At 54.5% G+C, this 24,787-nt stretch carries 18 protein-coding genes; 16 read left to right on the top strand and 2 right to left on the bottom strand.

The window, feature by feature from the left end; genetic code table 11:
* Positions 1-48: 48 nt before the first annotated feature.
* The 3 genes from EQU24_RS19545 (at position 49) to EQU24_RS19535 (ending at position 1,212) form a co-directional block, all read left to right on the top strand.
* Positions 49-471, top strand: a complete 423-nt coding sequence (locus tag EQU24_RS19545) for a hypothetical protein (protein WP_040575345.1) — start codon at positions 49-51, stop codon at positions 469-471.
* 133 nt (positions 472-604) lie between these two features.
* A complete protein-coding gene (locus EQU24_RS19540; protein ID WP_017841944.1) occupies positions 605-886 on the top strand; it encodes a type II toxin-antitoxin system ParD family antitoxin in 282 nt (93 codons plus the stop codon).
* On the top strand, positions 886-1,212 hold the full coding sequence (locus EQU24_RS19535) for a type II toxin-antitoxin system RelE/ParE family toxin (protein ID WP_017841945.1): 327 nt from the start codon (positions 886-888) through the stop codon (positions 1,210-1,212). Before EQU24_RS19540 ends, EQU24_RS19535 begins: the two co-directional genes overlap by 1 nt.
* Before the next feature lie 93 nt (positions 1,213-1,305).
* Here the strand turns inward: EQU24_RS19535 and EQU24_RS19530 are convergent, their stop codons facing one another.
* Positions 1,306-1,608, bottom strand: coding sequence for a HigA family addiction module antitoxin (locus EQU24_RS19530; protein ID WP_014146975.1), 303 nt, complete (start codon positions 1,606-1,608; stop codon positions 1,306-1,308).
* Between the two features lie 12 nt (positions 1,609-1,620).
* A complete protein-coding gene (locus EQU24_RS19525) occupies positions 1,621-1,899 on the bottom strand; it encodes a type II toxin-antitoxin system RelE/ParE family toxin (RefSeq protein WP_026130311.1) in 279 nt (92 codons plus the stop codon).
* Positions 1,900-3,548: 1,649 nt separating this feature from the next.
* On the opposite strand from EQU24_RS19525, the gene EQU24_RS19520 reads away from it, so the two are divergent.
* From EQU24_RS19520 to EQU24_RS19460, 13 genes are all read left to right on the top strand, one after another.
* Positions 3,549-4,460, top strand: coding sequence for a type II secretion system protein (locus tag EQU24_RS19520; RefSeq protein ID WP_017841947.1), 912 nt, complete (start codon positions 3,549-3,551; stop codon positions 4,458-4,460).
* A gap of 1,697 nt (positions 4,461-6,157) precedes the next feature.
* Positions 6,158-6,553: a hypothetical protein gene (locus EQU24_RS19515; protein WP_017841948.1), complete on the top strand. Its 396-nt coding sequence runs from the start codon at positions 6,158-6,160 to the stop codon at positions 6,551-6,553.
* Positions 6,554-6,726: 173 nt separating this feature from the next.
* A complete protein-coding gene (locus EQU24_RS19510) occupies positions 6,727-7,296 on the top strand; it encodes a DUF2939 domain-containing protein (protein ID WP_017841949.1) in 570 nt (189 codons plus the stop codon).
* 373 nt (positions 7,297-7,669) lie between these two features.
* Positions 7,670-9,067: a hypothetical protein gene (locus EQU24_RS19505; RefSeq protein WP_017841950.1), complete on the top strand. Its 1,398-nt coding sequence runs from the start codon at positions 7,670-7,672 to the stop codon at positions 9,065-9,067.
* Entirely contained in the window at positions 9,064-9,717 is a 654-nt protein-coding gene (locus EQU24_RS19500) for a hypothetical protein (RefSeq protein WP_017841951.1), read from the top strand. The genes EQU24_RS19505 and EQU24_RS19500 overlap by 4 nt, the downstream gene beginning before the upstream one ends.
* A gap of 1,009 nt (positions 9,718-10,726) precedes the next feature.
* Positions 10,727-12,535, top strand: coding sequence for an ATPase, T2SS/T4P/T4SS family (locus tag EQU24_RS19495; protein ID WP_017841953.1), 1,809 nt, complete (start codon positions 10,727-10,729; stop codon positions 12,533-12,535).
* A gap of 300 nt (positions 12,536-12,835) precedes the next feature.
* Positions 12,836-14,053: a type II secretion system F family protein gene (locus EQU24_RS19490; RefSeq protein ID WP_017841954.1), complete on the top strand. Its 1,218-nt coding sequence runs from the start codon at positions 12,836-12,838 to the stop codon at positions 14,051-14,053.
* Positions 14,054-14,073: 20 nt separating this feature from the next.
* Positions 14,074-14,514 (top strand): hypothetical protein, encoded by a 441-nt coding sequence (locus EQU24_RS19485; RefSeq protein WP_017841955.1) that lies wholly within the window; start codon positions 14,074-14,076, stop codon positions 14,512-14,514.
* An 827-nt stretch (positions 14,515-15,341) separates the two neighbouring features.
* The gene (locus tag EQU24_RS19480) at positions 15,342-17,723 is read left to right on the top strand and encodes a DUF3438 family protein (protein WP_017841958.1); all 2,382 of its coding nucleotides are present in this window, start codon (positions 15,342-15,344) and stop codon (positions 17,721-17,723) included.
* A gap of 4 nt (positions 17,724-17,727) precedes the next feature.
* A complete protein-coding gene (locus tag EQU24_RS19475; RefSeq protein ID WP_138767233.1) occupies positions 17,728-18,978 on the top strand; it encodes a hypothetical protein in 1,251 nt (416 codons plus the stop codon).
* Between the two features lie 488 nt (positions 18,979-19,466).
* Complete coding sequence (locus EQU24_RS19470; protein WP_175421707.1) at positions 19,467-22,145, top strand: S8 family serine peptidase; 2,679 nt, start codon at positions 19,467-19,469, stop codon at positions 22,143-22,145.
* The gene (locus EQU24_RS19465) at positions 22,136-23,620 is read left to right on the top strand and encodes a type II secretion system protein (RefSeq protein ID WP_017841961.1); all 1,485 of its coding nucleotides are present in this window, start codon (positions 22,136-22,138) and stop codon (positions 23,618-23,620) included. The genes EQU24_RS19470 and EQU24_RS19465 overlap by 10 nt, the downstream gene beginning before the upstream one ends.
* Positions 23,621-24,033: 413 nt before the next feature.
* On the top strand, positions 24,034-24,735 hold the full coding sequence (locus EQU24_RS19460) for a hypothetical protein (protein ID WP_014146991.1): 702 nt from the start codon (positions 24,034-24,036) through the stop codon (positions 24,733-24,735).
* Positions 24,736-24,787 lie beyond the last annotated feature (52 nt).

Genomic DNA, 24,787 nt, shown 5'->3' with positions numbered 1-24,787 from the left:
CATCATGACAGCCATTGCAAAAGATGCGTCTAAAACAAGATTGTCGTAATGAATACAATAAAGCCATCACTTAAATACAAACTCATTGCCGCATCGCTGATGGGGTTCATTGCCTTGATTGCCATCACGCCGTTGTGCGGCTTTCTATTTCAATGCGGCTGTGATTGGCCTTGGCTGGGTTTGGATGCCGGGTGTAATTATCACGATTTGCATGCCAAGCATAAATGCCCGTGGTGCGCTTCGCTGGCGACGGGAGTTTTGTCGGCAGTCGCGGCAACGTTGCTGTCGGTGTTAACCGTAATGATCGCGCCTGTTCCGCGCTTCTTGCGGTTCGTTAATGAATGGGTTTTAAGGATTTCCTTTGGATCGGCAATTTTTGCGGTGACCGCTTTGGTAATGGCCGCAATCGCCGCAGTCCGGCAAGACTACCCTTTAGGCGTGGGAAGATTGTTGATAAGCGCTACGATCTAATCCTTATCGCACCCACGCTTCAGTGTGGGAGCCATTTGAAACCTTGATGAAGAATAACAGAAAATAATCGAGCCAATTGTCATTGGCCTATTAAATTGGCAGAATATGCCAACACTAATCATCGGAGCTTACTATGCCTACGCGCAATGTTGTTCTTACCGATCCACAAATGCAATTTGTGGAGCAATTGGTCCAATCGGGTCGTTATCAGAATGCCAGCGAAGTACTGCGAGAAGGATTGCGCTTGATGCAGCAGCGAGAACAAGAGCAAACTGTCCGCTTGCAAGCGTTGCGTGAGGCTGTCGCTGTGGGTATCGACGATATGGAGGCGGGCCAGTATACGACGCTGGAATCGGCCGATGCCATTCGCATGCATATGGCTGGGTTGGTCAAACACGCTACGTCACCGCGCTGATGACCTGTTGGACGGTCCGTCTTGCTCGGCAAGCCGAACAAGACATTGCGGATATTTTAACCTGGACAGCCGAGCGACTCGGCCCGCAACAGGCCGAGGTCTATAGGGAAACCCTGACTCAAGCATTGGCAGCCCTCATCGATGGACCCGGTATTATGGGTGCCAAATGCCGTGATGACATTCAGCAAGGGGTTTTTGTTCTTTCCGTTGCGAGGCACGGGCTGCGCGGTCGCCACATCCTTGTCTTTCGGCAAAGCGAAGCATGCTTTGTCGATGTTCTTCGCGTGCTTCACGACAGCATGGACATGGCTTGTCACATCGAGTGATAAATCGCTAAGGTCGGTGTTTAGATGACTTTCATCATTCCCACTCTCCGGCTAGCGTTCACACGTTTCAGCGTGGGAGCCATGTAAAATGGCTCAAGCCGCCTCGCGCGGCAAAACCTCGCGCTCTATGGCGTCAAGCGAGGATTGCTGTGCCCGGCGTAAGTCATAAGCTGTTTGCAGGTTCAGCCAGGATTGTGCATCTCCGCCAAAATAACGCGCCAAGCGCAAAGCGGTATCCGGCGTAATCGCGCGGCGTTCCTTAACGATTTCATGCAAACGCGTGGTCGGAACGTGCAAAGCGGTTGCCAACCCGTTTACGCTTAATGCCAAGGGATTCAAAAAATCTTCACGCAGGATTTCGCCGGGGTGTATCGGACGCATACGGTTTTCTATCATGAAATTTTTTCCTCAATGGTAATCAACAATTTCAACCTCAAAAGCATCGTTATCCAACCAGCGAAAACCCACTCTCCACTGGTCATTGATGCGAATGCTGTATTGTCCCGCACGACTCCCTTTTAGCGCTTCCAGGCGATTGCCCGGAGGGCTGCGTAAAAACGCCAGGCTAGCCGCGGCATGCAGTTGCGCCAACTTACGTTCGGCAATAGCTTGAAACGCGCGAAAACGTTTAGGCGATTCTCCTTCGAACAAGGCTTGGGTGTCTTTGCAGTGAAACGACTTAATCATTCGGAAGAGAATATTACGCAAAGCGTAATACGTCAAGCAGGCGATTTTTATCGATTCCACACTCCAGTGCCCAGAAAAACGATGGGTTTCGGCTTCCGCCTCTACCCATCCTACGCAAGAGCCACCCTGTAGGATGGGTAGCAGCGAAGCGGAAACCCATCATGGGCACCCCGCAAACGGCAGGGAAACACTACGCGGCCGAGTCAATAAAACCCGTCCGGCGGGAGATTTAGCGGCGAGGGTGAAAACGATGGGTTTCGGCTTCCGCCTCTACCCATCCTACGCAAGAGCCACCCTGTAGGATGGGTAGCAGCGAAGCGGAAACCCATCATGGGCGCCCGCAAACGGCAGGGAAACACTACGCGGCCGAGTCAATAAAACCCGTCCGGCGGGAGATTTAGCGGCGAGGGTGAAAACGACGGGTTTCGGCTTCCGCCTCTACCCATCCTACGCAAGAGCCACCCTGTAGGATGGGTAGTAGCGAAGCGGAAACCCATCATGGGCGCCCGCAAACGGCAGGGAAACATTACGCGGCCGAGTCAATAAAACCCGTCCGGCGGGAGATTTAGCGGCGAGGGTGAAAACGACGGGTTTCGGCTTCCGCCTCTACCCATCCTACGCAAGAGCCACCTTGTAGGATGGGTAGCAGCGAAGCGGAAACCCATCATGGGCACCCCGCAAACGGCAGGGAAACACTACGCGGCCGAGTCAATAAAACCCGTCCGGCGGGAGATTTAGCGGCGAGGGTGAAAACGATGGGTTTCGGCTTCCGCCTCTACCCATCCTACGCAAGAGCCACCCTGTAGGATGGGTAGCAGCGAAGCGGAAACCCATCATGGGCGCCCGCAAACGGCAGGGAAACACTACGCGGCCGAGTCAATAAAACCCGTCCGGCGGGAGATTTAGCGGCGAGGGTGAAAACGATGGGTTTCGGCTTCCGCCTCTACCCATCCTACGCAAGAGCCACCCTGTAGGATGGGTAGCAGCGAAGCGGAAACCCATCATGGGCGCCCGCAAACGGCAGGGAAACATTACGCGGCCGAGTCAATAAAACCCGTCCGGCGGGAGATTTAGCGGCGAGGGTGAAAACGATGGGTTTCGGCTTCCGCCTCTACCCATCCTACGCAAGAGCCACCCTGTAGGATGGGTAGCAGCGAAGCGGAAACCCATCATGGGCGCCCCCAAACGTCAGCTCCCAAACGGCAGGAAACCATTGCGGACAGGGATATAAAACCCGTTCGGCGGGAGATTTAGCTATCGTTCCCACGCTCCAACGTGGGAATGCATCCCACACCGCTCCGCGGTGCGAGGACGCTAAAGCGTGAGAGCCATTCGAATTAGGTTATTTCACACAGTTTAGGTGTGTGATATCACGCAGTCCCATACTTCATTTTTTCGAGCCATTAAAAATAACCCTATTATTCAACAGGATAAAAGTTGGCATACCGTTTGCTTTATATGCAGGGACTGACCAAGTTGGTTCCGGTTAAGGAGGCACATAGCCCACGATGGGCGAATAGAAGGAGTTTCGGAACATGGGGGAAGGGCTTCCCCCCCGCTGCCATTACGCTCTGCTACAGCCAAGGGCAGCGACTTCGTTAGCGTAACTTAAAACACTAACTAACGAAAAAATGGGGAGAAACCCAACAATGAAACATTATAAAGTAAAACACATCGCAAGACAGGCTGGTATGACCTTGATCGAATTGACCGTCGTGCTGTTGGTATTGATCGGCTTGGCGGGATTGATGCTTCCGTATGTGGGCAGTTTTGTCGAAAAAACTGCCGACAGCACGGGATCTGCTAACTTGGCTCAACTTAATTCGGCAATGGGGCGTTTTATTACCGAAAAAAATAGAGTGCCTCATCATTTGGATTCACTGATTAACCATGCTGATGCGACAGCTGCTGCTACAGGTTCTTGTGTGGGTGCTACTGCTGGTGATGTTTTTTGCGGCTTAGCGAATCCTGCAGCGTTTGAGGCTGTCACTTACGAGGTGGGTACTGATGATATCGCTCTGGCATCGCTTGAAAAAGCGAATTTGACCATGTATCTCAACAATAACCCAAATGCCGCTACTAAAACCTTTAGCACAGGCACAGGGATGCTATATATTCCACCAGTCGTTGGTCAAACAACCAGATTTGCGCGCCTTCCAAGTGCGCCTGCAACGAGACAGCTGCTGTCTAGGGTGTTAGGCGGCGCGGGCATGGATTATTATCCAGAGTGTTATGACTACATTGCCATGGGTATTGGTGATCAGGCGGAATTAGTGGGTAACACGATCACTTCTTCGCCAGTCCATTATCCTAAAGACGCTTCAACTGGCCCGACTGAACGTTACGGTCATTATATCGCTATTTTCCAAGTAGATAGGGCGAATACGGGTGATGTGTCGATGGACGGTGGTAACTATACGCATACCTGCTCAACCATTACCGAACCTGCGAAATTTGTCGGTACGGTATTGAATACAGCGGATATCACTAATGGTAATAATGGTTTAGTTGGTGTTAAAAATGCCTTAGAAACTGCTTATATTAATAAAGTAAGCAACTAATCAGGTAGCCGTGTGTCTCGTTCCCACGCTTCGACGTGGAGGATAGCTAATCTTTGAGCCAAGCAGGATGGCTTGAGCATGGCTCTAGCCGTCTTGCCCGCCACGGACGGCTTTTTCTTAAACCGCCGGAGCGCACGACAGTCATGTCGCCCGCGCTCCGGATTCGATACCCCCCGATAGCAATGCGTTTTTTTTCGCGAGAGCGTATCGCTATCGGTCGGTTACAAAATCCATGCGATGCCGAGCGGTAACGATGGGTTTCGGCTTCCGCCTCTACCCATCCTACGCAAGAGCCGCCCTGTAGGATGGGTAGCAGCGAAGCGGAAACCCATCATGGGCGCCCGCAAACGGCAGGGAAACATTACGCGGCCGAGTCAATAAAACCCGTTCGGCGGGAGATTTAGCGGCGAGGGTGAAAACGACGGGTTTCGGCTTCCGCCTCTACCCATCCTACGCAAGAGCCGCCCTGTAGGATGGGTAGTAGCGAAGCGGAAACCCATCATGGGCGCCCGCAAACGGCAGGGAAACATTACGCGGCCGAGTCAATAAAACCCGTCCGGCGGGAGATTTAGCGGCGAGGGTGAAAACGATGGGTTTCGGCTTCCGCCTCTACCCATCCTACGCAAGAGCCACCCTGTAGGATGGGTAGTAGCGAAGCGGAAACCCATCATGGGCGCCCGCAAACGGCAGGGAAACACTACGCGGCCGAGTCAATAAAACCCGTCCGGCGGGAGATTTAGCGGCGAGGGTGAAAACGATGGGTTTCGGCTTCCGCCTCTACCCATCCTACGCAAGAGCCACCCTGTAGGATGGGTAGTAGCGAAGCGGAAACCCATCATGGGCGCCCGCAAACGGCAGGGAAACACTACGCGGCCGAGTCAATAAAACCCGTCCGGCGGGAGATTTGGCGGCGAGGGTGAAAACGACGGGTTTCGGCTTCCGCCTCTACCCATCCTACGCAAGAGCCACCCTGTAGGATGGGTAGTAGCGAAGCGGAAACCCATCATGGGCGCCCGCAAACGGCAGGGAAACATTACGCGGCCGAGTCAATAAAACCCGTCCGGCGGGAGATTTAGCGGCGAGGGTGAAAACGATGGGTTTCGGCTTCCGCCTCTACCCATCCTACGCAAGAGCCACCCTGTAGGATGGGTAGCAGCGAAGCGCAAACCCATCATGGGCGCCCGCAAACGGCAGGAGCCACGCCAATCCCGTATTCCGCTACGCTGCATACGGGCTACGTGCTCCGGGTGGTGACCATTGTGAAGTTTCGCCAAGACTTTAGTTGATGTTTGGTGTTGATGTTGTTGCATGCATCTCTGTTGGGGTGGCAACACCCCTTTTTTTGAATTTATCGTTCGCACGGTCCGGTTATCGTTCCCGCGGTTCGGCCATCGTTCCCGCTCTCTAGCTATCGTTCCCACGCTCCAGCGTGGGAATGCATCCCACACCGCTCCGCGGTGCGAGGACGCTGAAGCGTGGGAGCCAACTTGATAGGGTGTTGTAAAACCCGTCCGGCGGCAGATTCGGCGGCGGGGTGAAAAAAGATGGGTTTCGGCTTCCGCCTGTACCCATCCTACGCAAGCTTATCGTTACCACGCCGGAGCGTGGAAACGAGATGGGGGAAAGTTGTCCTCATTCCTTAGCGCAGGCTTCGGAATGGGGTTTTTATTTACATTTGCATTGAGATTTGAAACTTTATGAAAAAGAGCACTTTACTTATTACCGCACTGCCTTTGTTGCTTGCCGCGAGCGTGGCCAGCGCCATGCAGCCGCCTGCGCCTATCGTCATCAACCCGTTCGGAAACCAAGGCAATGGCGGCTGCAATATCGCCTCGGAAGCGGGCGATAGCGTATATCACGGCCCTGCCAGCGTTAAAGTCACCATCAACAAAAACTTCGCGATCGCTTCTTGTACCGTCACTCCGGATACCGACGGCGATGTGCAACCGGCTTTCGTCGAACGCGACGACGTGCCTTGCCGGATTAAATACGATCATCCAGGGCCTTACTTTTACAACGGCTTCGGCGGCTTCACCGCCACGCCTAGCGGCAATGTCATTGCCCGTTGCAAGGCCGAATTAACTTCTGAATAGGTTGCGTGGATAGAGGGATTTGGCGGCGGGGGTGAAAACGATGGGTTTCGGCTTCCGCCTCTACCCATCCTACGCAAGCCCCCCGTTGTAGGATGGGTAGGAGCGAAGCGGAAACCCATCATGGGCCCCCGCAAACGGCAGGGAAACGTAACTTATAGAGAGAATAGATTTACATGGCGCTACCTTTTCGTTTTTTATCGTTGCTGTTACTCGCGGCATGTACGGCTTTCGCATTGGGCCCTTGGTGGACGATGCGTTCGATTGCCCAGGCCGCGGACGAGCGGGACGAGGCGCAATGGCATGCGCTGGTGAGAACCGATCATTTGCAAACCTATGCCGGTAAGTTGCTCGAAGCCATGTTGGATTTGCGCATGTACGCGGATATGAAAAACGACACGCGCGAAGCATTGCGCGACAATTCGGACGGCAAGCGGCTGGTCGAAAGCACCGCGCGGCTGTTGGCCGGGCCGCAAGGTTTCAGGCATTTGCTGTGCGGCGAGTTGACCGATGACCCGAACGGCGAAGCGCAGGGCCAAGCCGGTTGTTGGGCGCTGGACGGTTCCGTCCGTTGGGAGTCGCCGATCAAGGCGCGGGTCAGCTTTACCAATCCCGAAACGCTTTGGCAATCCGAATTGGTTTTGCTGCGCATCGGTTTGTTTCAATGGCAAGCGATCGCGGTCGATTTGCCGGCCGATGCCATTTTAAAACGCTTTACTCAGTCGCTGGGGTTGGAGTCTAAGTAAGTTTTAAACGATGGGTTTCGGCTTCCGCCTCTACCCATCCTACGCAAGTGCCACATTCCTCGTTCCCAAACTCTGTTTGGGAATGCCTACCCGGACGCTCTGCGTCCAACAACGCGGAGCGTTGCGACATGAATTCCCATGGAGACCGTAGGAACTGGAAATAAAACCCGTCCGGCGGGAGATTCGCCGGCGGGTTAAAAACGATGGGTTTCGGCTTCCGCCTCTACCCATCCTACGCAAGAGCTTCGTTGTAGGATGGGTAGAGGCGTAGCGGAAACCCATCATGGGCTACTTAAGCTGTTTTTTCAGAAGTGCTGTAGCGCCGATACTTTTTTACTTGTTATTTTCGGTAGTCGGATAATTATTACTCTAAATGAAACTGCCTCAATTTTTTTCACGTCCATCCCATACGCTGCTGTATATCACCGAAGTCAAAACGTTCCGTATCGATACCGACCGCAAGGGCGCTATCACAGACGCTTTGAACGTGTTCGACATTGACTGCGACAAGGCCGGAAAGCTGCCGGCCGCGCTTGAACAGATTATTTCCAAATCGTCTCCGCTGGGCCGCAAGGTCTGGGTGTTCTATGTCCGTTTGAATACGCACGCGTTGAGTTTGCCTTCGGCGCAGGTTGAAGGCATCGAGGGCGACATGCTGGAGCAGGCCTTGCAATTCGAATATGAGGCGATGACCGGCAGGTCTATCGGCAAAAACCGTTTGGCGTATTGCTTTCTCGGCAGCGATGAAGACATGAGTCATTATTGGTTGAATTTGATCGCGGAGGAAACTTTGGCCGACACCGCGGCCGTTTTAAAAAAAGCCGGTTGCGCGTTGGCCGGTTTGTCTCATCCGGGCGGCTTGCCTGTGCTGCTGTCCGAAGACGGCAAGTCGAGTTGGTGGCGTATCGAGTGTTGGTCGACGACGGTTTTCGCGCTTGCAAAAACGCCGGACCAGGGGATGACGTTGCAAATCATGATCAAGGAGCAACATCCGCAGTGGCATGAAGAACTCGATCAATGGCTGCTGGAAATCGGCGCGGTCGATAAGACCGAAGTGTTGTTGAATAATCAGATCGAATTTACTCCCGAGTCCGATGCGAAATTTCATTTGACCGATGAGGCCGCTTTGACGCAGTGGCTGGCGCACTGGGCGAAGCATCTGATCAAGCAGGATGCAGTCGGCGTACCGCTGTTGAATCCTAAGGTTCCGATCAATCGGGAGTTGTTTTATATGATCGGCAGCGGCGTTTCGGCGGCGTTGCTGTGCGTAAGTCACAGCGCCTGGCTGTTGTATCAAACGCAGGATTACGAATACAAGACCGAAGCGTTGACGCAAGCGGAACAAGATCTGAAAGTTTATCGCGAGTCGGTTTATAAAAATCAGCAGGAAATCGGCAAGCTCGATAAGAAGATAAAGACTTTGCAGGGTAATGTCGATTTGGTTCCGAAGGCGTTGAGCGCGTTTAAGGCGCGTCCGGCCGCGCTATTGAAGCATTTGGCCGTGGCCAGTCCCGATGATTTGTTGATCGAGAGCGTTGAGGTTGTCAATGGGGGTTTGCGGGTGTCGGGCGTCGCGCTAGAGGCCGATTTACCGAACCGGCTGAGCAATCGCTTGGAGCCGGTTTTGTCGACGCTCGGTTGGCGTGTCAATGCGCCGTCCAAGAAGGATATGGTCTTGCTTGAAGGGGGCGGTCCCTGGGAGTTTTCCGTGATGATCGACGATAACGGGTTGAGCGGTTTTATCGAGCATGCGGAGCAGACGCCGCTATGACGCCCGAGCAAAAGCGCGAGCGTCTGCTGAAACGGATTTTACCGGGGATGGCGATTACTGTGATTTATTTTGTGTTCGTTAGCGGGTTGCTATCCGAAAAGATGCAAAAGGCCGAAGAGACTTATCAGGGGCTGTATCGGCAAGGGATTTCGCCGGCGGCGCTGCCGGGCGTGATGAATCAGGTCGATCAAACGCGGCAGCAAATCGATACGCTGCAACGGCAGCAGTCCGAGCTGGGCAAGAAAATGTTGGAGATTGCCGGTTTTTTAAGCGGCGAGTCGTCGATCAACGAGGCGACGGCGCTGCTTTCCGAGATCATGATGCGGCATAACATTTGGGTGATCGAGGAAAAGCGCGAAAGTTTTCCGGCGGAGCAATTGAGCGTGTCGTTGCGGGAGGTGTTGCAATGGGTCGAGCCGGAGGGCGGATCGGATAGTTCCGGAGCCGGTAAAGGTCAGGGCAAATCGGCGCGGACGATTCTGGTCGGCCGGTTGTCGTTGCGCGGCGCTTATTTGGATATGTACCGGGCGATGGCTGAGTTGGCCGCGAGCGGTTTTAAGGGGGTGCCGGTGCAATTGACGATGCAGACGCCGGAAGACGGCGCGCTCAGGCAGGGCGAGTTGGAGTGGGAGTTGATTTTGTGGATGTAGTTATCGTTCCCGCGTTTCGGCGTGGGAATGCAGCCCGGTAGAGCTGTAGGATGGGTAGCAGCGAAGCGGAAACCCATCATGGGGACCCCGCAAACGGCAGGGAAACATTACGCGGCCGAGTCAAGAAAACTCGTCCGGCGGGAGATTTGGCGGCGAGGGTGAAAACGATGGGTTTCGGCTTCCGCCTCTACCCATCCTACGCAAGAGCCGCCCTGTAGGATGGGTAGTAGCGAAGCGGAAACCCATCATGGGCGCCCGCAAACGGCAGGGAAACATTACGCGGCCGAGTCAATAAAACCCGTCCGGCGGGAGATTTAGCGGCGAGGGTGAAAACGATGGGTTTCGGCTTCCGCCTCTACCCATCCTACGCAAGAGCCACCCTGTAGGATGGGTAGCAGCGAAGCGGAAACCCATCATGGGCGCCCGCAAACGGCAGGGAAACACTACGCGGCCGAGTCAATAAAACCCGTCCGGCGGGAGATTTAGCGGCGAGGGTGAAAACGATGGGTTTCGGCTTCCGCCTCTACCCATCCTACGCAAGAGCCACCCTGTAGGATGGGTAGCAGCGAAGCGGAAACCCATCATGGGCGCCCGCAAACGGCAGGGAAACATTACGCGGCCGAGTCAATAAAACTCGTCCGGCGGGAGATTTAGCGGCGGGGGTGAAAACGATGGGTTTCGGCTTCCGCCTCTACCCATCCTACGCAAGAGCCGCCCTGTAGGATGGGTAGTAGCGAAGCGGAAACCCATCATGGGGACCCCGCAAACGGCAGGGAAACATTACGCGGCCGAGTCAAGAAAACTCGTCCGGCGGGAGATTTGGCGGCGAGGGTGAAAACGATGGGTTTCGGCTTCCGCCTCTACCCATCCTACGCAAGAGCCGCCCTGTAGGATGGGTAGCAGCGAAGCGGAAACCCATCATGGAAGCGGCTCAGCGCCGGGTTGCTGGAGCGTGGGGAAGCATAGTTTTAGCCGAAGACGGCACAATGAATTCTAATAAGTTGAAGATATGACGCAATTACCGGGGTTTTCGTTGAAGAATTGGCAAAATCAGGCGCAACAAAGCCATGAGGAATTACGTGCTCAGGCGCGGGAGCCGGTTCAGGATGGCGAGGCGATTTTATTTACCGACGATGTTCTGTCGCTGACCACGGCTGTCGAGGATATCTCTTCGGGTGGAGCCGGTTTGGTGCTGCGCGACGAGGTTTGCGCAATCCGGGAAAACGTGACCTTGACCTTGACGATACAGTCTGGGCATCAGCGCATGACGCGTCAGGCGGTCGTGCGATGGGTCAAGGTGTCGGGCCCGGAAACGCGCTTAGGTATCCAATATATCGATCATGTTTGTTTGTCGCCGGATTCGCATCGGTTGGACATTGAAAGCGTGCGCATCGATCCTTCTTGCGCGTTGCGCATTCCGGCATCGATCGCGGTGCGCCGAAAGTTGCTGCCGTTTTTGGCGATGGACGGGGTCGTGCATGTCGCGACGGGAAGCCTGATCAATGCCGGCTTGACCAATGCGGTGGAGCGGCTGGTCAAGTCGCCGGTTCGTTTATGGGATGTCGACAAGTCCGCATTGGATAAGGTCATTCACGAGGTTTACGGCAACGCCTTGACGGTCAAGGCGTTGCCGGTGGCGGGCGCGGCAAGCAACGATGCGGTCGACTTGGGCGATAAGTTGCTGTATGCGGCCTATATTCGCCAAGCTTCGGATATTCATATCGATCCGGGTTTCAACGGGGCGCGCATCCGGTTTCGCGTCGACGGTCAATTGGAAAATTACGATGTGGTTAAACACGGGGCCTATACCGAGTTGGCCAGCCGTCTGAAAGTCATGGCGAATTTGGATATCGCCGAAAAACGTTTGCCGCAAGACGGACGTTTTTCGCATCAATTCGTCAGAGGCGGGCGGCGCGTCGACATTCGCGTCGCGACACTGCCGACCAAATACGGCGAACGCATCACGATGCGGCTGTTGGCCTTGCAAACCGGCGCTTTGACGTTGGACCGGCTGGGCTTTATCGGCGAGCATCAGCGCATTATCGAAAGTTTTCTGCGCCGGACTCAAGGCATGATGATTTTGACCGGGCCGACCGGCAGCGGCAAAACGACGACGTTGTACGCGGCGATTCGGATGCTGCTCGAAAGCCGCGATTTAAACGTCATTACGATAGAAGATCCGATCGAATACGAAATCGAGGGCGTCGCGCAGTGCGAGGTCGATCCGACGTCGAACAAGGTCGATTTCGCGAAGGCCTTGCGCAGTATTTTACGGCACGACCCCGATGTCGTGATGCTCGGCGAGATTCGCGATCAGGAGACTGCGAATATCGCGATCAAGGCCGCGTTGACCGGGCATATGGTGCTTGGAACCTTGCATACCAATTCGGCGGCGGCGACCGTGACGCGCTTGATCGATATGGGCGTGGAGCCTTATTTGGTCGCGGCGGCGTTGCGTTTGGCGGTGGCCCAGCGCTTGTTGCGGCGCTTGTGCAAGCATTGCCGCATTTCGCGTCCGTTGACGGAACAAGAGGCGTTGATTTTAGGGCGAGCTAATTTGACCGGCGCGCGAATTTACGATCCGACCGGTTGCGTGTATTGCGGCAATCGCGGTTATGCCGGGCGTATCGGTTTGTACGAGTTGTTGGAGCTGCGTGCGGATTGGGCCCGCGATGTCGCGCAAGGTCGCGGCGAGGCGCAATTGGTCGAAAATATGCGCGAAGCCGGTATGCACGGTTTGATAGACGATGCGATCGACAAGATGATAACCGGGGAGACGTCGTTTCATGAGGTGCTGCAAGTGGTTTCTTCATGGTAGTGCGCGGCGCTGTTCCAGCAATTCCCAGTTTGAGCAGTTTCGCCGATCTTAGGGTGTGGGGTATGCCTGTCGAGGAACGCCGTAAACCCATCCATGGGGGCTTGGCGGCAGCTAAGCGCCAAGGATGGCGTGAATGCAGATTTTGCATTACGCCATGGATGGCGTGTATTAGGGCAATGCAGGAGCAATTGCCGAGGAGCAAAAATCTGTCCCGCTGCCGACATCCTCGCCAAGCATACCCCACACCCTTTTTGATCCCCAAATTGGGAATTGCTGGCGACATTCATCGGTGATTGCATAATGGCGTTATTTACTTATACCGCCCGCGATCGTGGCGGGCAGCAAGTCGCTGACAGTATCGAGTCGCCGAACCGGGAGCGCGCGATTGCCGCTTTGCGCAAGCAAGGTTTGTTGGTGCTGGGTATCGACGAGCAGAAACCCAAAGGCGAAGGCGGGCAATTTAGTCTGAATCCGCTGGATTACCGGTCGATGCATAACGGCGATATCGAGCATAATTTTCATCAAATCGCGGTGATGTTGCGTAGCGGTATCAGTTTATTGGAAGCACTGGAGTTGACGTTGGCGCATGCGCGGTTCGGCACCCGCAAGACTTGGCGCAAGCTGCGCGATCGGATTCAAGAAGGCAGTTCGTTTACCGAGGCGTTGGCGGAACATTCGATTTTTAGCCAGTTTACGATTCAGTTAGTGCGCGTCGGCGAGCAAACCGGTCATCTGGGGACGGTGCTGGATCAGGCGGCGCATGAGGTAAAAGCGAGCCGCAAGTTGAAAAAACAGATTATTTCGGCATTGAAATACCCGCTGTTTACGTTGTTGTTTGCGATCGGTTTGGTCGTTTTTATGTTGACCAGTCTCGTGCCGGAGATCAAAAAATTGCTGCAGATTACCGGTAAGCCGATGCCGCCGATTACGCAGGCGCTGATCGATGTGTCCGATTGGTTTTTGGCGAACGGTGTGTTTATCGGAATCGGTTTGGTATCGGCGGCGGCCTGTTTTATCGCGTTTTATAGTTGGCCGACGAGTCGTTGGTGGATAGACCGTTACGCGTTGCGGGTGCCGGTGTTCGGCTATGTTTTTCGTTTGTCCGGTACGGTGATGTTTTCGCGGGCGATGGGCTTATTGCTGCGTAGCGGCGTGGTGATCGTCGAAGCGTTGGAAACGATGGAAAAGCTGCATGTCAATCAATATATGGCTAGCTGCGTTGGTCATGCGCGAGACAGTATTTTGCACGGCGTCGCGCTGGGCGATGCGCTATCGCCGCGATCGGGTTATATGCCGTTGATGTTGCAAATGGTCCGTGTCGGCGAAAGTTCGGGCACATTGGATCAGCTCTTGCAGGAGATGGCTGACTATCACGATGAGCTGTTGCAACGGGCCATCGCGACCTTGACCGGGATGATCGCGCCGGCGATGACGATTATCGTCGGCGGCGTGGTCGGTTTTGTGTATGCCGCTTTTTTGGTGGCGATGTTTTCGGCCGCCGGAGGCAGTCCGTCATGAGGTTTTGGTTAGGAGTGTCGATGCTGGCTGCGATATGCGGTTCGGCTACCGGCGAAGTTGCCGGTGAAGATCGGGCGCCGCAAGCGGATGTTGTGCGCAGCAAGGCGTTGACGCGAGGCAATATTGCCGAAGCGACCGAGGTTTTGCGCGACCCGACGCAAATGAGCGGTAATTTTCGTCAAGCGGTGAAAAACATGGCGCCGGCTCAAGCCCCCTCATCAAGCGCCGGAGCCGCCCGGCAAAATTTTCCGACGATAGAGTTGGTCGCCAAGGCGATGCGCACCGAAAAGGCGGGCAAGGTTGTGTTACGCGTCGGCAATAGCTTGCTGCATATGCGGTTGGATAATAGCGTGTCGATCATGCACAACGGCGCGCTGTTGAACTTGCGCATCGATGAAATAACGGCCGAGCATGTTCAAGTTCATCTACTTGAATTCAATCAAACGTTGATTTTGCAGTGATGCTCGGTGTTTAGGTTTTTTCGGATTTAAGAATGCTCAGGATTTTTCGTTTTTGCGTATTGTTGGCCGGTTTGTTTATCGTTCCCACGCTCCAGCGTGGGAATGAATACCGAGACGCTCCAGCGTCTCGTGCCGTTGGGGCGGTACTCAAGCGTTCTCACGCAGAACGGGGGAACGATAAAAGTGCGGGCGCGTTGGGGGAGGGTGCGGTCACTCGCCCGACAGGACGCCGTGAATACGTCCCTGTAGGCTCGACGGCGGCTTTCCCTGCCGCCGACGCCTGCCGGTCGAGCAACCGCACCCTCCTCGGAACCGGCATTTCTATCGTTCTCACGCAGAGCGTGGGAACGATAAAGTTCATCTGGTTGAATTCAATCAGTCTTTGATTTTGCAGTGATGCTCGGTGTTTAGGTTTTTTTCGGATTTAAGAATGCTCAGGATTTTTCGTTTTTGCGTGTTATTGGCCGGTTTGTTTATCGTTCCCACGCTCCAGCGTGGGAATGAATACCGAGACGCTCCAGCGTCTCGTGCCGTTGGGGCGGTACTCAAGCGTTCTCACGCAGAACGGGGGAACGATAAAAGTGCGGGCGCGTGGGGGAGGGTGCGGTCACTCGCCCGACAGGACGCCGTGAATACGTCCCTGTAGGCTCGACGGCGGCTTTCCCTGCCGCCGACGCCTGCCGGTCGAGCAACCGCACCCTCCTCGGAACCGGCATTTCTGTCGTTCTCACGCAGAGCGTGGGAACGATAAAGTTCATCTGATTGAATTCAATCAGTCTTTGATTTTGCAGTGATGCTCGGTGTTTAGGTTTTTTTCGGATTTAAAAATGCTCAGGATTTTTCGTTTTTGCGTGTTATTGGCCGGTTTGTGGGCCGGGCTTTGCTTTCATACTTCGGCGCATGCGCTAAGGAGCCCGGAGCAGAAAATCGCGCAATTGGATTTTCGCGATATCTCTGTCGGCGATGCGCTGAAAGTCCTGTCGGATCAATCCGGCTTGAATGTGATCGCTTCGCAGGAAGCGGCGCAGATTCACATCACGATGTATTTGCAAGACATTACGCCGATGGAGGTGATCGATGCACTCTCCAAAACCTACAATTTGTGGTATCAGCACGACGGCAGCGCCAACATCATTCGTATTTACACGATCAAGGAATATCGGATGGAGCAGGTGGAGTTTAAAAGGGAAGAAACCGAAATCTTCACGATGAAGAACGCAAAGAACGCGCTGGATTTGGCCGAAACGATACAGAATTTGTTCATGGAGCGGGTGCGCTTGAGCTACGGGCGCAACCAAAACGAACTGATGATGGATTTGAGTCAGCGTTTTCAACGCTTCAATATGTTGGATAGCCAGACGACGCTGGGCTCCGGCGGGTCGCGCGGCGGCGGCGGAATGGGCGGAATGAGCGGCGGCATGGGAGGCATGGGCGGCGGCATGGGCGGCGGCATGGGCGGCGGTATGGGAGGCATGAGCGGCGGCATGGGTGGCGGTATGGGAGGCATGGGCGGCAGTATGGGAGGTATGGGCGGCCAACAAAACATGCGCTCCAATCGTCAAGTCGAAATGGACGAACAAATGCGTCTCCAGACCGAGTTGATGCGTAAATATGCGGACGACCCGCAAACCTTTCTGGCGGGCGATTCCGAACGCGGACGTACGTTGTTGAGAGAAAGCGTGCAATTGCAGGCGCCGATCTATGTCGGCGTTATCAAGCACCAGAACCGTGTTTTGGTTCGCACGCGCGATTTCGATGCGATGCAGGAAATACGTCAGTTGTACAAAACACTGGATACCGAGAGTTCCATGTTGTTGATGGAGGTCAAGATCCTGTCTCTGGATTTGTCGGACGGTTACGACTCTTTATTCGATTTCAAGATTCGTCAGGGCGATGCCAATATTTCGACCTTGAATGCGACCAGCGCGCTCAATAGCGCCATCAATACCGCGGCCGCCGTGTTCGATCCGAGTTTGCTGGCGACCGTGATCAGCGAAAAGTTCGAGATGCGTTTGCAGTTATTGGAAAAGGAAGGCCGCGTGACCGAGTTGGCGACGCCGATGTTGATGACCACCAACCAGGAAGTCAGCCGCGTGTTCGTCGGCGAGGAACGGCCGATCGTCAGCGGTTATTCGGCATCGAGCACGCCGGGCGGAACCGGCACCGTCCAGCAAATCGTTCAACCGATTCTGGTGCCGGAAACCGATACCCGCGCGATCGGCACGACTTTGTTGTTGACGCCGAATATCAATGCCGACCGCACCGTGACCATTCAATTGTTGGTCGAGCAATCCACGATCGCCAACGATCAAGCGACGATTCCGGTACAGGTGGCTAATGCGCTGGTCGAGGCGCGTATTGATTTGGTCCAGGAACGGACTTTCAGCGGCACGGTTGTCGCCAATGACGGTTCGTCGATCGCGGTCGGCGGCTTGATCGAGGAAGGCGCGCGCAGCCGGGAAAACAAGGTGCCTATCTTGGGCGATTTGCCCCTATTGGGTTTTTTCTTTCGCGAAGAGGCGCAGGCGCGCGAGCGGCGCGAACTGGTCATCGTCATCAAGCCGCATATCATCGGCACGCCGGCCGAAGCGCAAGACGTGAGCCGAGCCATGGCCGAGAAAAACAGCGTGCATCCGAACGCGCCGATGATGGACAACATGGATGTCTACAGCAATCCGGACCGGCGGCATAAAGGTTATGTGCTCGAACAGCCCTATAAGCAATACATGAAGCAAGATGCGACCGATAAGTATCGGGGGCGCGGGGATTCCAGAGAGTTTCCTGGACGATCCGGCGCTTCGCGCTCGGAATCGACTTCGGCGCAGCAAACTTATATGGACTTGACGCGCTATGCGGCCGAATCGATTCGGGTATTGCCGGAACAGCGCCAACCCCATGCCAAAATTCAACCGGCCGCATTGCAACAACAAACACCGCTGGCATTGTTGCCGAACGAGTCGATTCGGATATTGCCGTTTGAAAGTTGGCGGCAAGGCGGGGTTTATGTCACTGCGCTGGAAGTACGCAATGCGTCGCCGCAACCGGTCGCGATCGATCAAAGGCAGCTCAAGGGGCGCTGGCTGGCGGCGACTTTGGAGGGCGATCATCTTGCCGCGCAAGGCGATTTCGGCGATTCGACCTATTTGTATCTGATCTCCGCCGAACCGTTCGACGATATCATCGCCCATTTACCGGTAGGCGGAGGTTAGGAATATGCACAAAATAACTTCGCGAAACAGTCAGCTTTGTGGAGGTTCGGTAACTCGCTTGACAGGCCGCCGTGATTACATCCTTGTAGGCTTGACGGCGTCTGTCCCTGCCGCCGACACCAGTCAAGCGAGCCACCGAACCCCCTTCCTGCATTTGAAGAAGTTATTTCATGCTCGCTCTTTAATCGTAACAGGACCGGACAACATTCGACGGAGCCTTTTGGAAAAGCGGTGTCGGTTTCTTGCGCTAGTGGGATTGGTTTCCGTTTCGGCGTGGGGACAAGTGCCCGAGCTTAACATGCATGTCTTCGAGACGCCGCCCGCGCCGATTCCGGTAACGAATATAACGGCCGGACTCGATCAAGATGAAATGACGTCCTTTCAAATGGTCATTTTCGACCCGGAGGCCGAAGCCGAAACCTTGGACGAATATCCCCGGCATCGGCAACGGCGGCAGGTGGTCGACGATTTTAGCGTTTTGGTCGCCGGCGATATCGGTTATCAACGGGAAAGCCTGGCGTGGAGCGTCGCTTCGGCGGATGGTGCGATAGACCCGATTACGCGTGTCGAATGGCAAGACCTCGACACCTGGAAGTTAAAAGGCCGCATGGATATCGTTTCGCCGAGCGGCATTACGCTACGCGGCGATGCCGGTTACGCCTGGGTTTTGAACGGCAGCGGACAGGAAGCCGGCTTCGACGGCGCTCCGAATTCTCAAAATGCCGGTGACGGTTATAGTTGGGATGTCTCGGTCGGACTAGGCTACCGCCTACAGGTCGGCGATACCGAATCGGTTGCCTTCGCCGCGACGCCTTTGGCGGGTTATGCCTGGCGTCGGCAACGTTATGTAATGCAAGGCGTGGAAGAAAACCGCTATGCCGCGAGTTGGCAAGGGCCTTGGGTCGGCCTGGATACGTCTTTGACCTGGCTCGACTATCACCAGTTGTTTGTTTCCGCGCAGTATCATTGGGCTGATTACGAGGCATCCGGCGACTGGCGGCAGTTGGCCGATGTGCGTCATCCCGATAGTTTCGAGCATGAAGCCGATGCAACCGGTTATCTGGGATCGTTGGGATACCGTTATATGCGTCCCGAGGGCTGGGGCTTGAGTCTGAGTTTCGATTATCAAAAATGGCAGGGCGATCCAGGGCAGGAGCGGTTTTATTTTGCCAACGGCGAGGTCGTGGAGTCGCGATTCAAAGACCTGTCGCGCGAGTCGGTCGGCGTGAATTTAGGCATTAATTTACAATTTTGAATGCGTATGTTGGGAGCGATCCGGCTCCTTGTGGGCGCGACGCCTTCGTCGCGAATTCGAAGCGCTGCAGGATGGGTTTCCGCTTCGCTGCTACCCATCCTACAAGGCGGCTCTTGCGTAGGATGGGTAGAGGCGGAAGCCGAAACCCATCGTTTTCATGCCTCCGATGGATATTTTGCCGGATAGAGGTCATAAACCCGTCCGAAACCTTTTAATGGTTCCCACGCTCTGCGTGGGAACCCAGGCGGGGACGCTCCAGCGTCCCCGAACCGCGGAGCGGTTCGGGCTGCATTCCCACGCCGGAGCGTGGGAACGATGGGATGTTGGGAGCCATCCGGCTCCCTGTGGGAGCGACGTCTTCGTCGCGATTTCGAAGCGCTGCAGGATGGGTTTCCGCTTCGCTGCTACCCATCCTGCAAGGCGGCTCTTGCGTAGGATGGGTAGAGGCGGAAGCCGAAACCCATCGTTTCACTTAAATTTGAATGCTTATGATGAATCGATACCGTTTAGTGTTTTTATTGATGGTCTGTTGCGGCGTGTCGGCACAGGGCGCGGACATACGCTTGAGCAGTCATCTGCAACGCTTGCAAGCCGAATTCCGTCAGCATAGCGCTGCCGGCAAACCCGTTCAGAGTTTCGTTTCCGCCGACCGAACGCTGTCGGTGATCGATCATCGCTATGTCGTGATCGACATTTCGGCAGCCGATTCGGCACAGGCCGAAACGCTGCTCGAACACTTGCAATCACTCGGCATGATGCACGCGGTCCGCTATAAACAACTCGTTTCCGGCGTGTTTCCGATTGAAAGCTTGCATGAGCTCGAAGGATTGTCCGGCGTCAATTGGGTGCAAGCATCGAGCGCATCGCGCCATGCGCTGGGACCGCCAGGCGGCTTGGCCTACAACGCGGCCGATGCGGCGATGTTCACCGATGTCGTGCGCAAACGCTATAACGTCGACGGCAGCGGCGTGACGATCGGCGTCTTGTCCGACAGCTACAACTGTTTGGATGGCGCGGCGGACGACGTGCTAAGCGGCGATCTGCCGGACGATGTCGTCGTGTTGCAGGACTATCCGTTTTGCGATGAGGGTTTAAGCGACGAAGGCCGGGCGATGATGCAATTGGTTTACGACATCGCTCCGGGGGCGAAGCAGATGTTTTATACCGCATGGATGGGCGCGGCCGGCTTTGCCCAAGGCATTCAGCGTTTGGCCGATGCCGGCGCCGATATCATCGTCGACGACATCGCATACCTGACCATGCCGATGTTCCAAGACGGGCCGATCGCGCAATCGGTCGACGAAGTCAAGGCGCGCGGCGTCGCTTATTTTTCTTCGGCGGGGAACATGGCCAGGCTGTCTTACGAAAACGATTTCGTGTCGGGCCGCGAGCCCTTGTCGTACGATACTGCGCATGATTTCGGCAAGGCGGCGGGGCAGGCTTCCGATTTTTATCAGAAAATCACAATACCTCAAAACACGGGTGTGCGCATCGTGTTGCAATGGGACGACCCGGCTGAAATCGCCGGCGGAGCAGGCGCGAAAACCGATCTGGATTTGTTTTTATTGGATCACAGCAAACGGCGCATCGTGACCAGCAGCCAGGACAGCAATATCGGACACAATCCGGTCGAGATTCTTGGCATCGAACACTCGATGGAAACGACCGAGTTTTATTTATATATCAGCCATCGGGCCGGGCCCGCGCCCAAGCATGTTAAATATGTAATGTTCGGCCCGCCCGCGCCTTGGCCGGATGCAAAAGAAGACGAATTGGTACAGCTTAGCGTGCAATTTAACAACGGCGCCCCGGCTTTGGTCATGCCCGATGGGCAAGTGATGCAGCGAGGCAAGGCCGTTGTCGTATTGGAACGTGAAATTGTCGAAATCAATACGCAAGAGAGACCTTTATTTCTGGGCAGCGACAGCAATGTTCTAATCGAATACAAAGACGAATTTCATCGCATCGGTGCACCCTATTTGTCTATTTGGTTCATTCCAGAAGGTTTCAAGGCCGCGTTGATCGGCCGCGAACTGATTCTTTACCGCGATATCGAAGATGTCGTGCCCTTGACTATCGACCACTACCCCACCCACAGCGGCACCGTTTACGGTCATGCCAACGCGGCCGGCGCGATGGCGGTCGGCGCGATTCCCTACGAGGAAACGCCGTGGTTCGGAACGCCGATTACAGACAGCAAAATTCAGTATTTTTCATCGGCGGGCGGCACGCCGATTTATTTCAATCGGGACGGTATCAGGCACAATCAGGCAGAACAGCGCCTTAAACCCGATATCGTCGCGCCCGATAATAGCGACACGACATTTTTCGGCAATGACAACGACGGCAGCGGCTTTCCCAATTTTACCGGCACCTCGGCAGCAGCGCCGAATGCCGCCGCCTTGGCGGGCTTATTGAAACAGGCGTTTCCGTTTTTAAGCCCCGATCAAGTTCATCTGGCGATGCGTAAAGGCAGCCTGGCGCTACACGATCCCGCAGGCAATGTTTCACAACCGGCTCCACCCAATCCGGACTGTGAATTCGCGGACGACTTCAACTGGGGGACCGGTTGCGGTCTGGTAAAGGCGGACCGGATTTTTAGCGAAGCCGGTAATGCGGCCGACTCCGTGTATTTAACCCTAAAGGCAATCGAGCCTCTCGTCATTGCCGGCCGCGAATTCGCCTATCGCTTCGAAGTGCACAATTTCAGCGGACAAACCTTGACCAATTTACAGGTAAGCGCCAAGGGTCTGCCGAAATTCCTCCGCTATCGCTACGTCGACGGCTGCCCGAGCTTCAACAGAAAGAAAGTCGAATGCAAACTCCCCGACTTGCCTTCCGGCGGCACGGCGGCTTTTAGCATCGGCGTGATGCCGAGAAACAATCCGACCCGGCGCTTACTGCTCGAAGCGGAAGTGTCGACCGACGCGCCGGTCGATTTAAGCGGCGCGCAAGCCGTGCTGGATATCGAACTACTGGCGGTGCCCGGCGATATCAACGGCGACGGCTGCGTGGACAAAGCCGATTGGCGCCGCCTGTTCAGCGCCTATCGACGGGGCGATCATAAACCGGCCTACGACTTGGACGGCGACGGCCTGGTCGGACAAAGCGATTTGCAGATATTGAAAACGCTCTACTCCAGACCGGGAGGTAGACGATGCCGTTGATAGCGACCGACAGAATCGACCGAATGCCCGCCCCGAAACGTCGCCAGCGAGGACTCACCCTAGTCGAACTGACCGTAACGCTGTTGATACTAACCGTACTGGCAACCATCGCGATACGCTCGACCAACGACCTAGGCTTTCAAGTGCGTTACGAACAAACCAAAGAACGCCTGGAAATGATCCGAAACGCAATCCTCGGCAATCCGAGGTTGATCATTAACGGCCAGCAAGCGATTAGCGGGTTTGTGGCGGATATGGGGCGGTTGCCGGGGAGCGTACGTGATCTACTTCAGGCCAGTGCTTGCATAGTTGGCGGTGTCGCTACTCAAAAATCTTTATTGGAGTGTGAAAGTGATGGTGGATCGTGGACATGGTTTGACACTCCGTGTACTGATGATGTTTCCACAACGCAAATAGATTGTTCGATAGCTGGTGGTCTCTGGCTTGGTTGGCAAATTCATTTGGAGTCAGGCTTAGGTTATGGATGGCGCGGCCCATATCTAAATGTGTCTGGTAATCCCGATGGCACGGATACATTTACTGATGGTTGGGGACGAACAGGAGTGGATAAACCCGGAACTCTTTCAATTGATGAGGCAATAAGCAATTATGGTTGGGAGTTGGAAAATACACCAAGTATCAACGATTTAAAAATTATCAGTTACGGAAAGGATCAAGTCTATGACGGTGGTAGTTGTTCAAATGATTTCAATTGTGATTTCTTCACGCAGATTCTAGTAAGCGATTATCAAAAAGATATTTTCCCCGGCATTACTGTGAAACTCCAAGGAAGAGTGTTTTCAATGGATAGTCATTGCAGCAATGCGTCTTATACAACTCGGGTAGATTGCGAAGCAGCTCAAGGAATATGGTATGGCGGATGTAGTGAAGGTATTCCGGGCTCTCCTAGTCCTAGTTATTCCAATAAAACAACTTGTGAAGCTGCTAGTAAAACATGGAAATCCTGCAGCCTAGCAGTCTATACAACACAAACTGACTGCGAAGATAATGATGGTATTTGGTATGGCGAGGGATATGGTTGTTCCGATGCAGCATATTCTAATAAAACGGCTTGTAAAGATGCAGATGCTAGTAATACATGGAATAGTTGTAGTGATAAAGATGAAGAGACTCGTGCTGGTTGTGAGGCTACAACACCAGCATCTAACTGGTTTGGGGATGGAGTGGCTGGCGAGTCAAGGTTGGTTTGCCTCAGGGTATATCATTATTCAAATGGATCAATAGACACACTTATTCCAACATCTACGCCAGTTATTTATGAAGATGGAGCAATACATAATTTAGTCTTCGATTTTCCAGTAAACAGTTTGATCAAAACAGGTGAAGCACGTATTGCAATTTATTACCAGAGAGGTGTTGATGGCTGCAAAACCACGATACCTTATCCCTGGGAAAGTAAGCCACAACCAATAACAATATATCCCAGAACTTCATTGCCAGTAATAAATTGGTAGAAAAACGATGGGTTTCGGCTTCCGCCTCTACCCATCCTGCAGCGCTTCGAAATCGCGACGAAGGCGTCGCTCCCACAAGGAGTCGGATCGCTCCCAACATTCCATCGTTCCCATGCTCCGGCGTGGGAATGCAGCCCGAACCGCTCCGCGGTTCGGGGGCGCTGGAGCGTCCCCGCCTGGGTTCCCACGCCGGAGCGTGGGAACCATTAAAACGTTTCGGACGGGTTTATGATCTCTATCCGGCAAGATATCCGTCGGCGAGGCGAAAAACGATGGGTTTCGGCTTCCGCCTCTACCCATCCTACGCAAGAGCCACCTTGTAGGATGGGTAGCAGCGAAGCGGAAACCCATCATGGGTTCCCGCAAACGGCAGGAAACCCGTTCGGCAGCATGTATTTTGAGGATTTGAGCGAATGAAACGATGTTCTTGTTTTTTGCAACGCGGTTTGACGTTGTTGGAGTTGAGTGTTGTCTTGCTGGTGTTGATTGCGCTGGCCGGGTTGATGGTGCCTTATGTCGTCGGCACCGGGCAAATGGCGATGTGCCGGGCGACCGATGCGTCGATGACGGTTGTGAAAGAGGCAATCATGGGTGGTTCTGCGGGGCCGGGTTATTACATGGATACTTTGGGCCATTATCCTTCACCAAAAGACAATCCCGATCATAAATATGGCTTGCATTATTTATTCGTGGCTGGAGGTCGGGATAAATATAATCCCAAGACCGCAGTCGGTTTGCGAGATCCGTATTTATCGACCGGTGGCAGATCAACTGATCAATATCATGCCAGCTTCGGCGCTGTTTTTGATTCGTCGAGCAATCCAAACGGTACGGTGCATATCGATCACAATGATCTGGACCTAGATTTGTATCATGTATTCGACGCCTGGGGCAGACCGATTGTTCTACAAGTTCCAATCGATACCAGCGACTCAGAAGATCCCTTTAAATACGCGCGGTTGGTTTCGGCGGGACCTGGGCATGGGCTTGGGCCAAAAGACGCCGCAATTGATACCACGATTAGCAATCTAGATGCCTCCGACCGCAACGACGACCGGGTGCTTTATCTACGCATGCCCGATCCCGGTCGTAATGAGCCTTGCGATAACTATTAACACTGTTGCGGGTTCTGGCGGCACTGACCTGCGCGACATTATTTTCGACCGA

Source organism: Methylotuvimicrobium buryatense, assembly GCF_005931095.1.
In the GTDB taxonomy this organism is placed as follows: Bacteria; Pseudomonadota; Gammaproteobacteria; order Methylococcales; family Methylomonadaceae; genus Methylotuvimicrobium; species Methylotuvimicrobium buryatense.
Note: the sequence above shows the minus strand (reverse complement) of the source record. Positions and strands in the feature narration are given on the sequence as shown.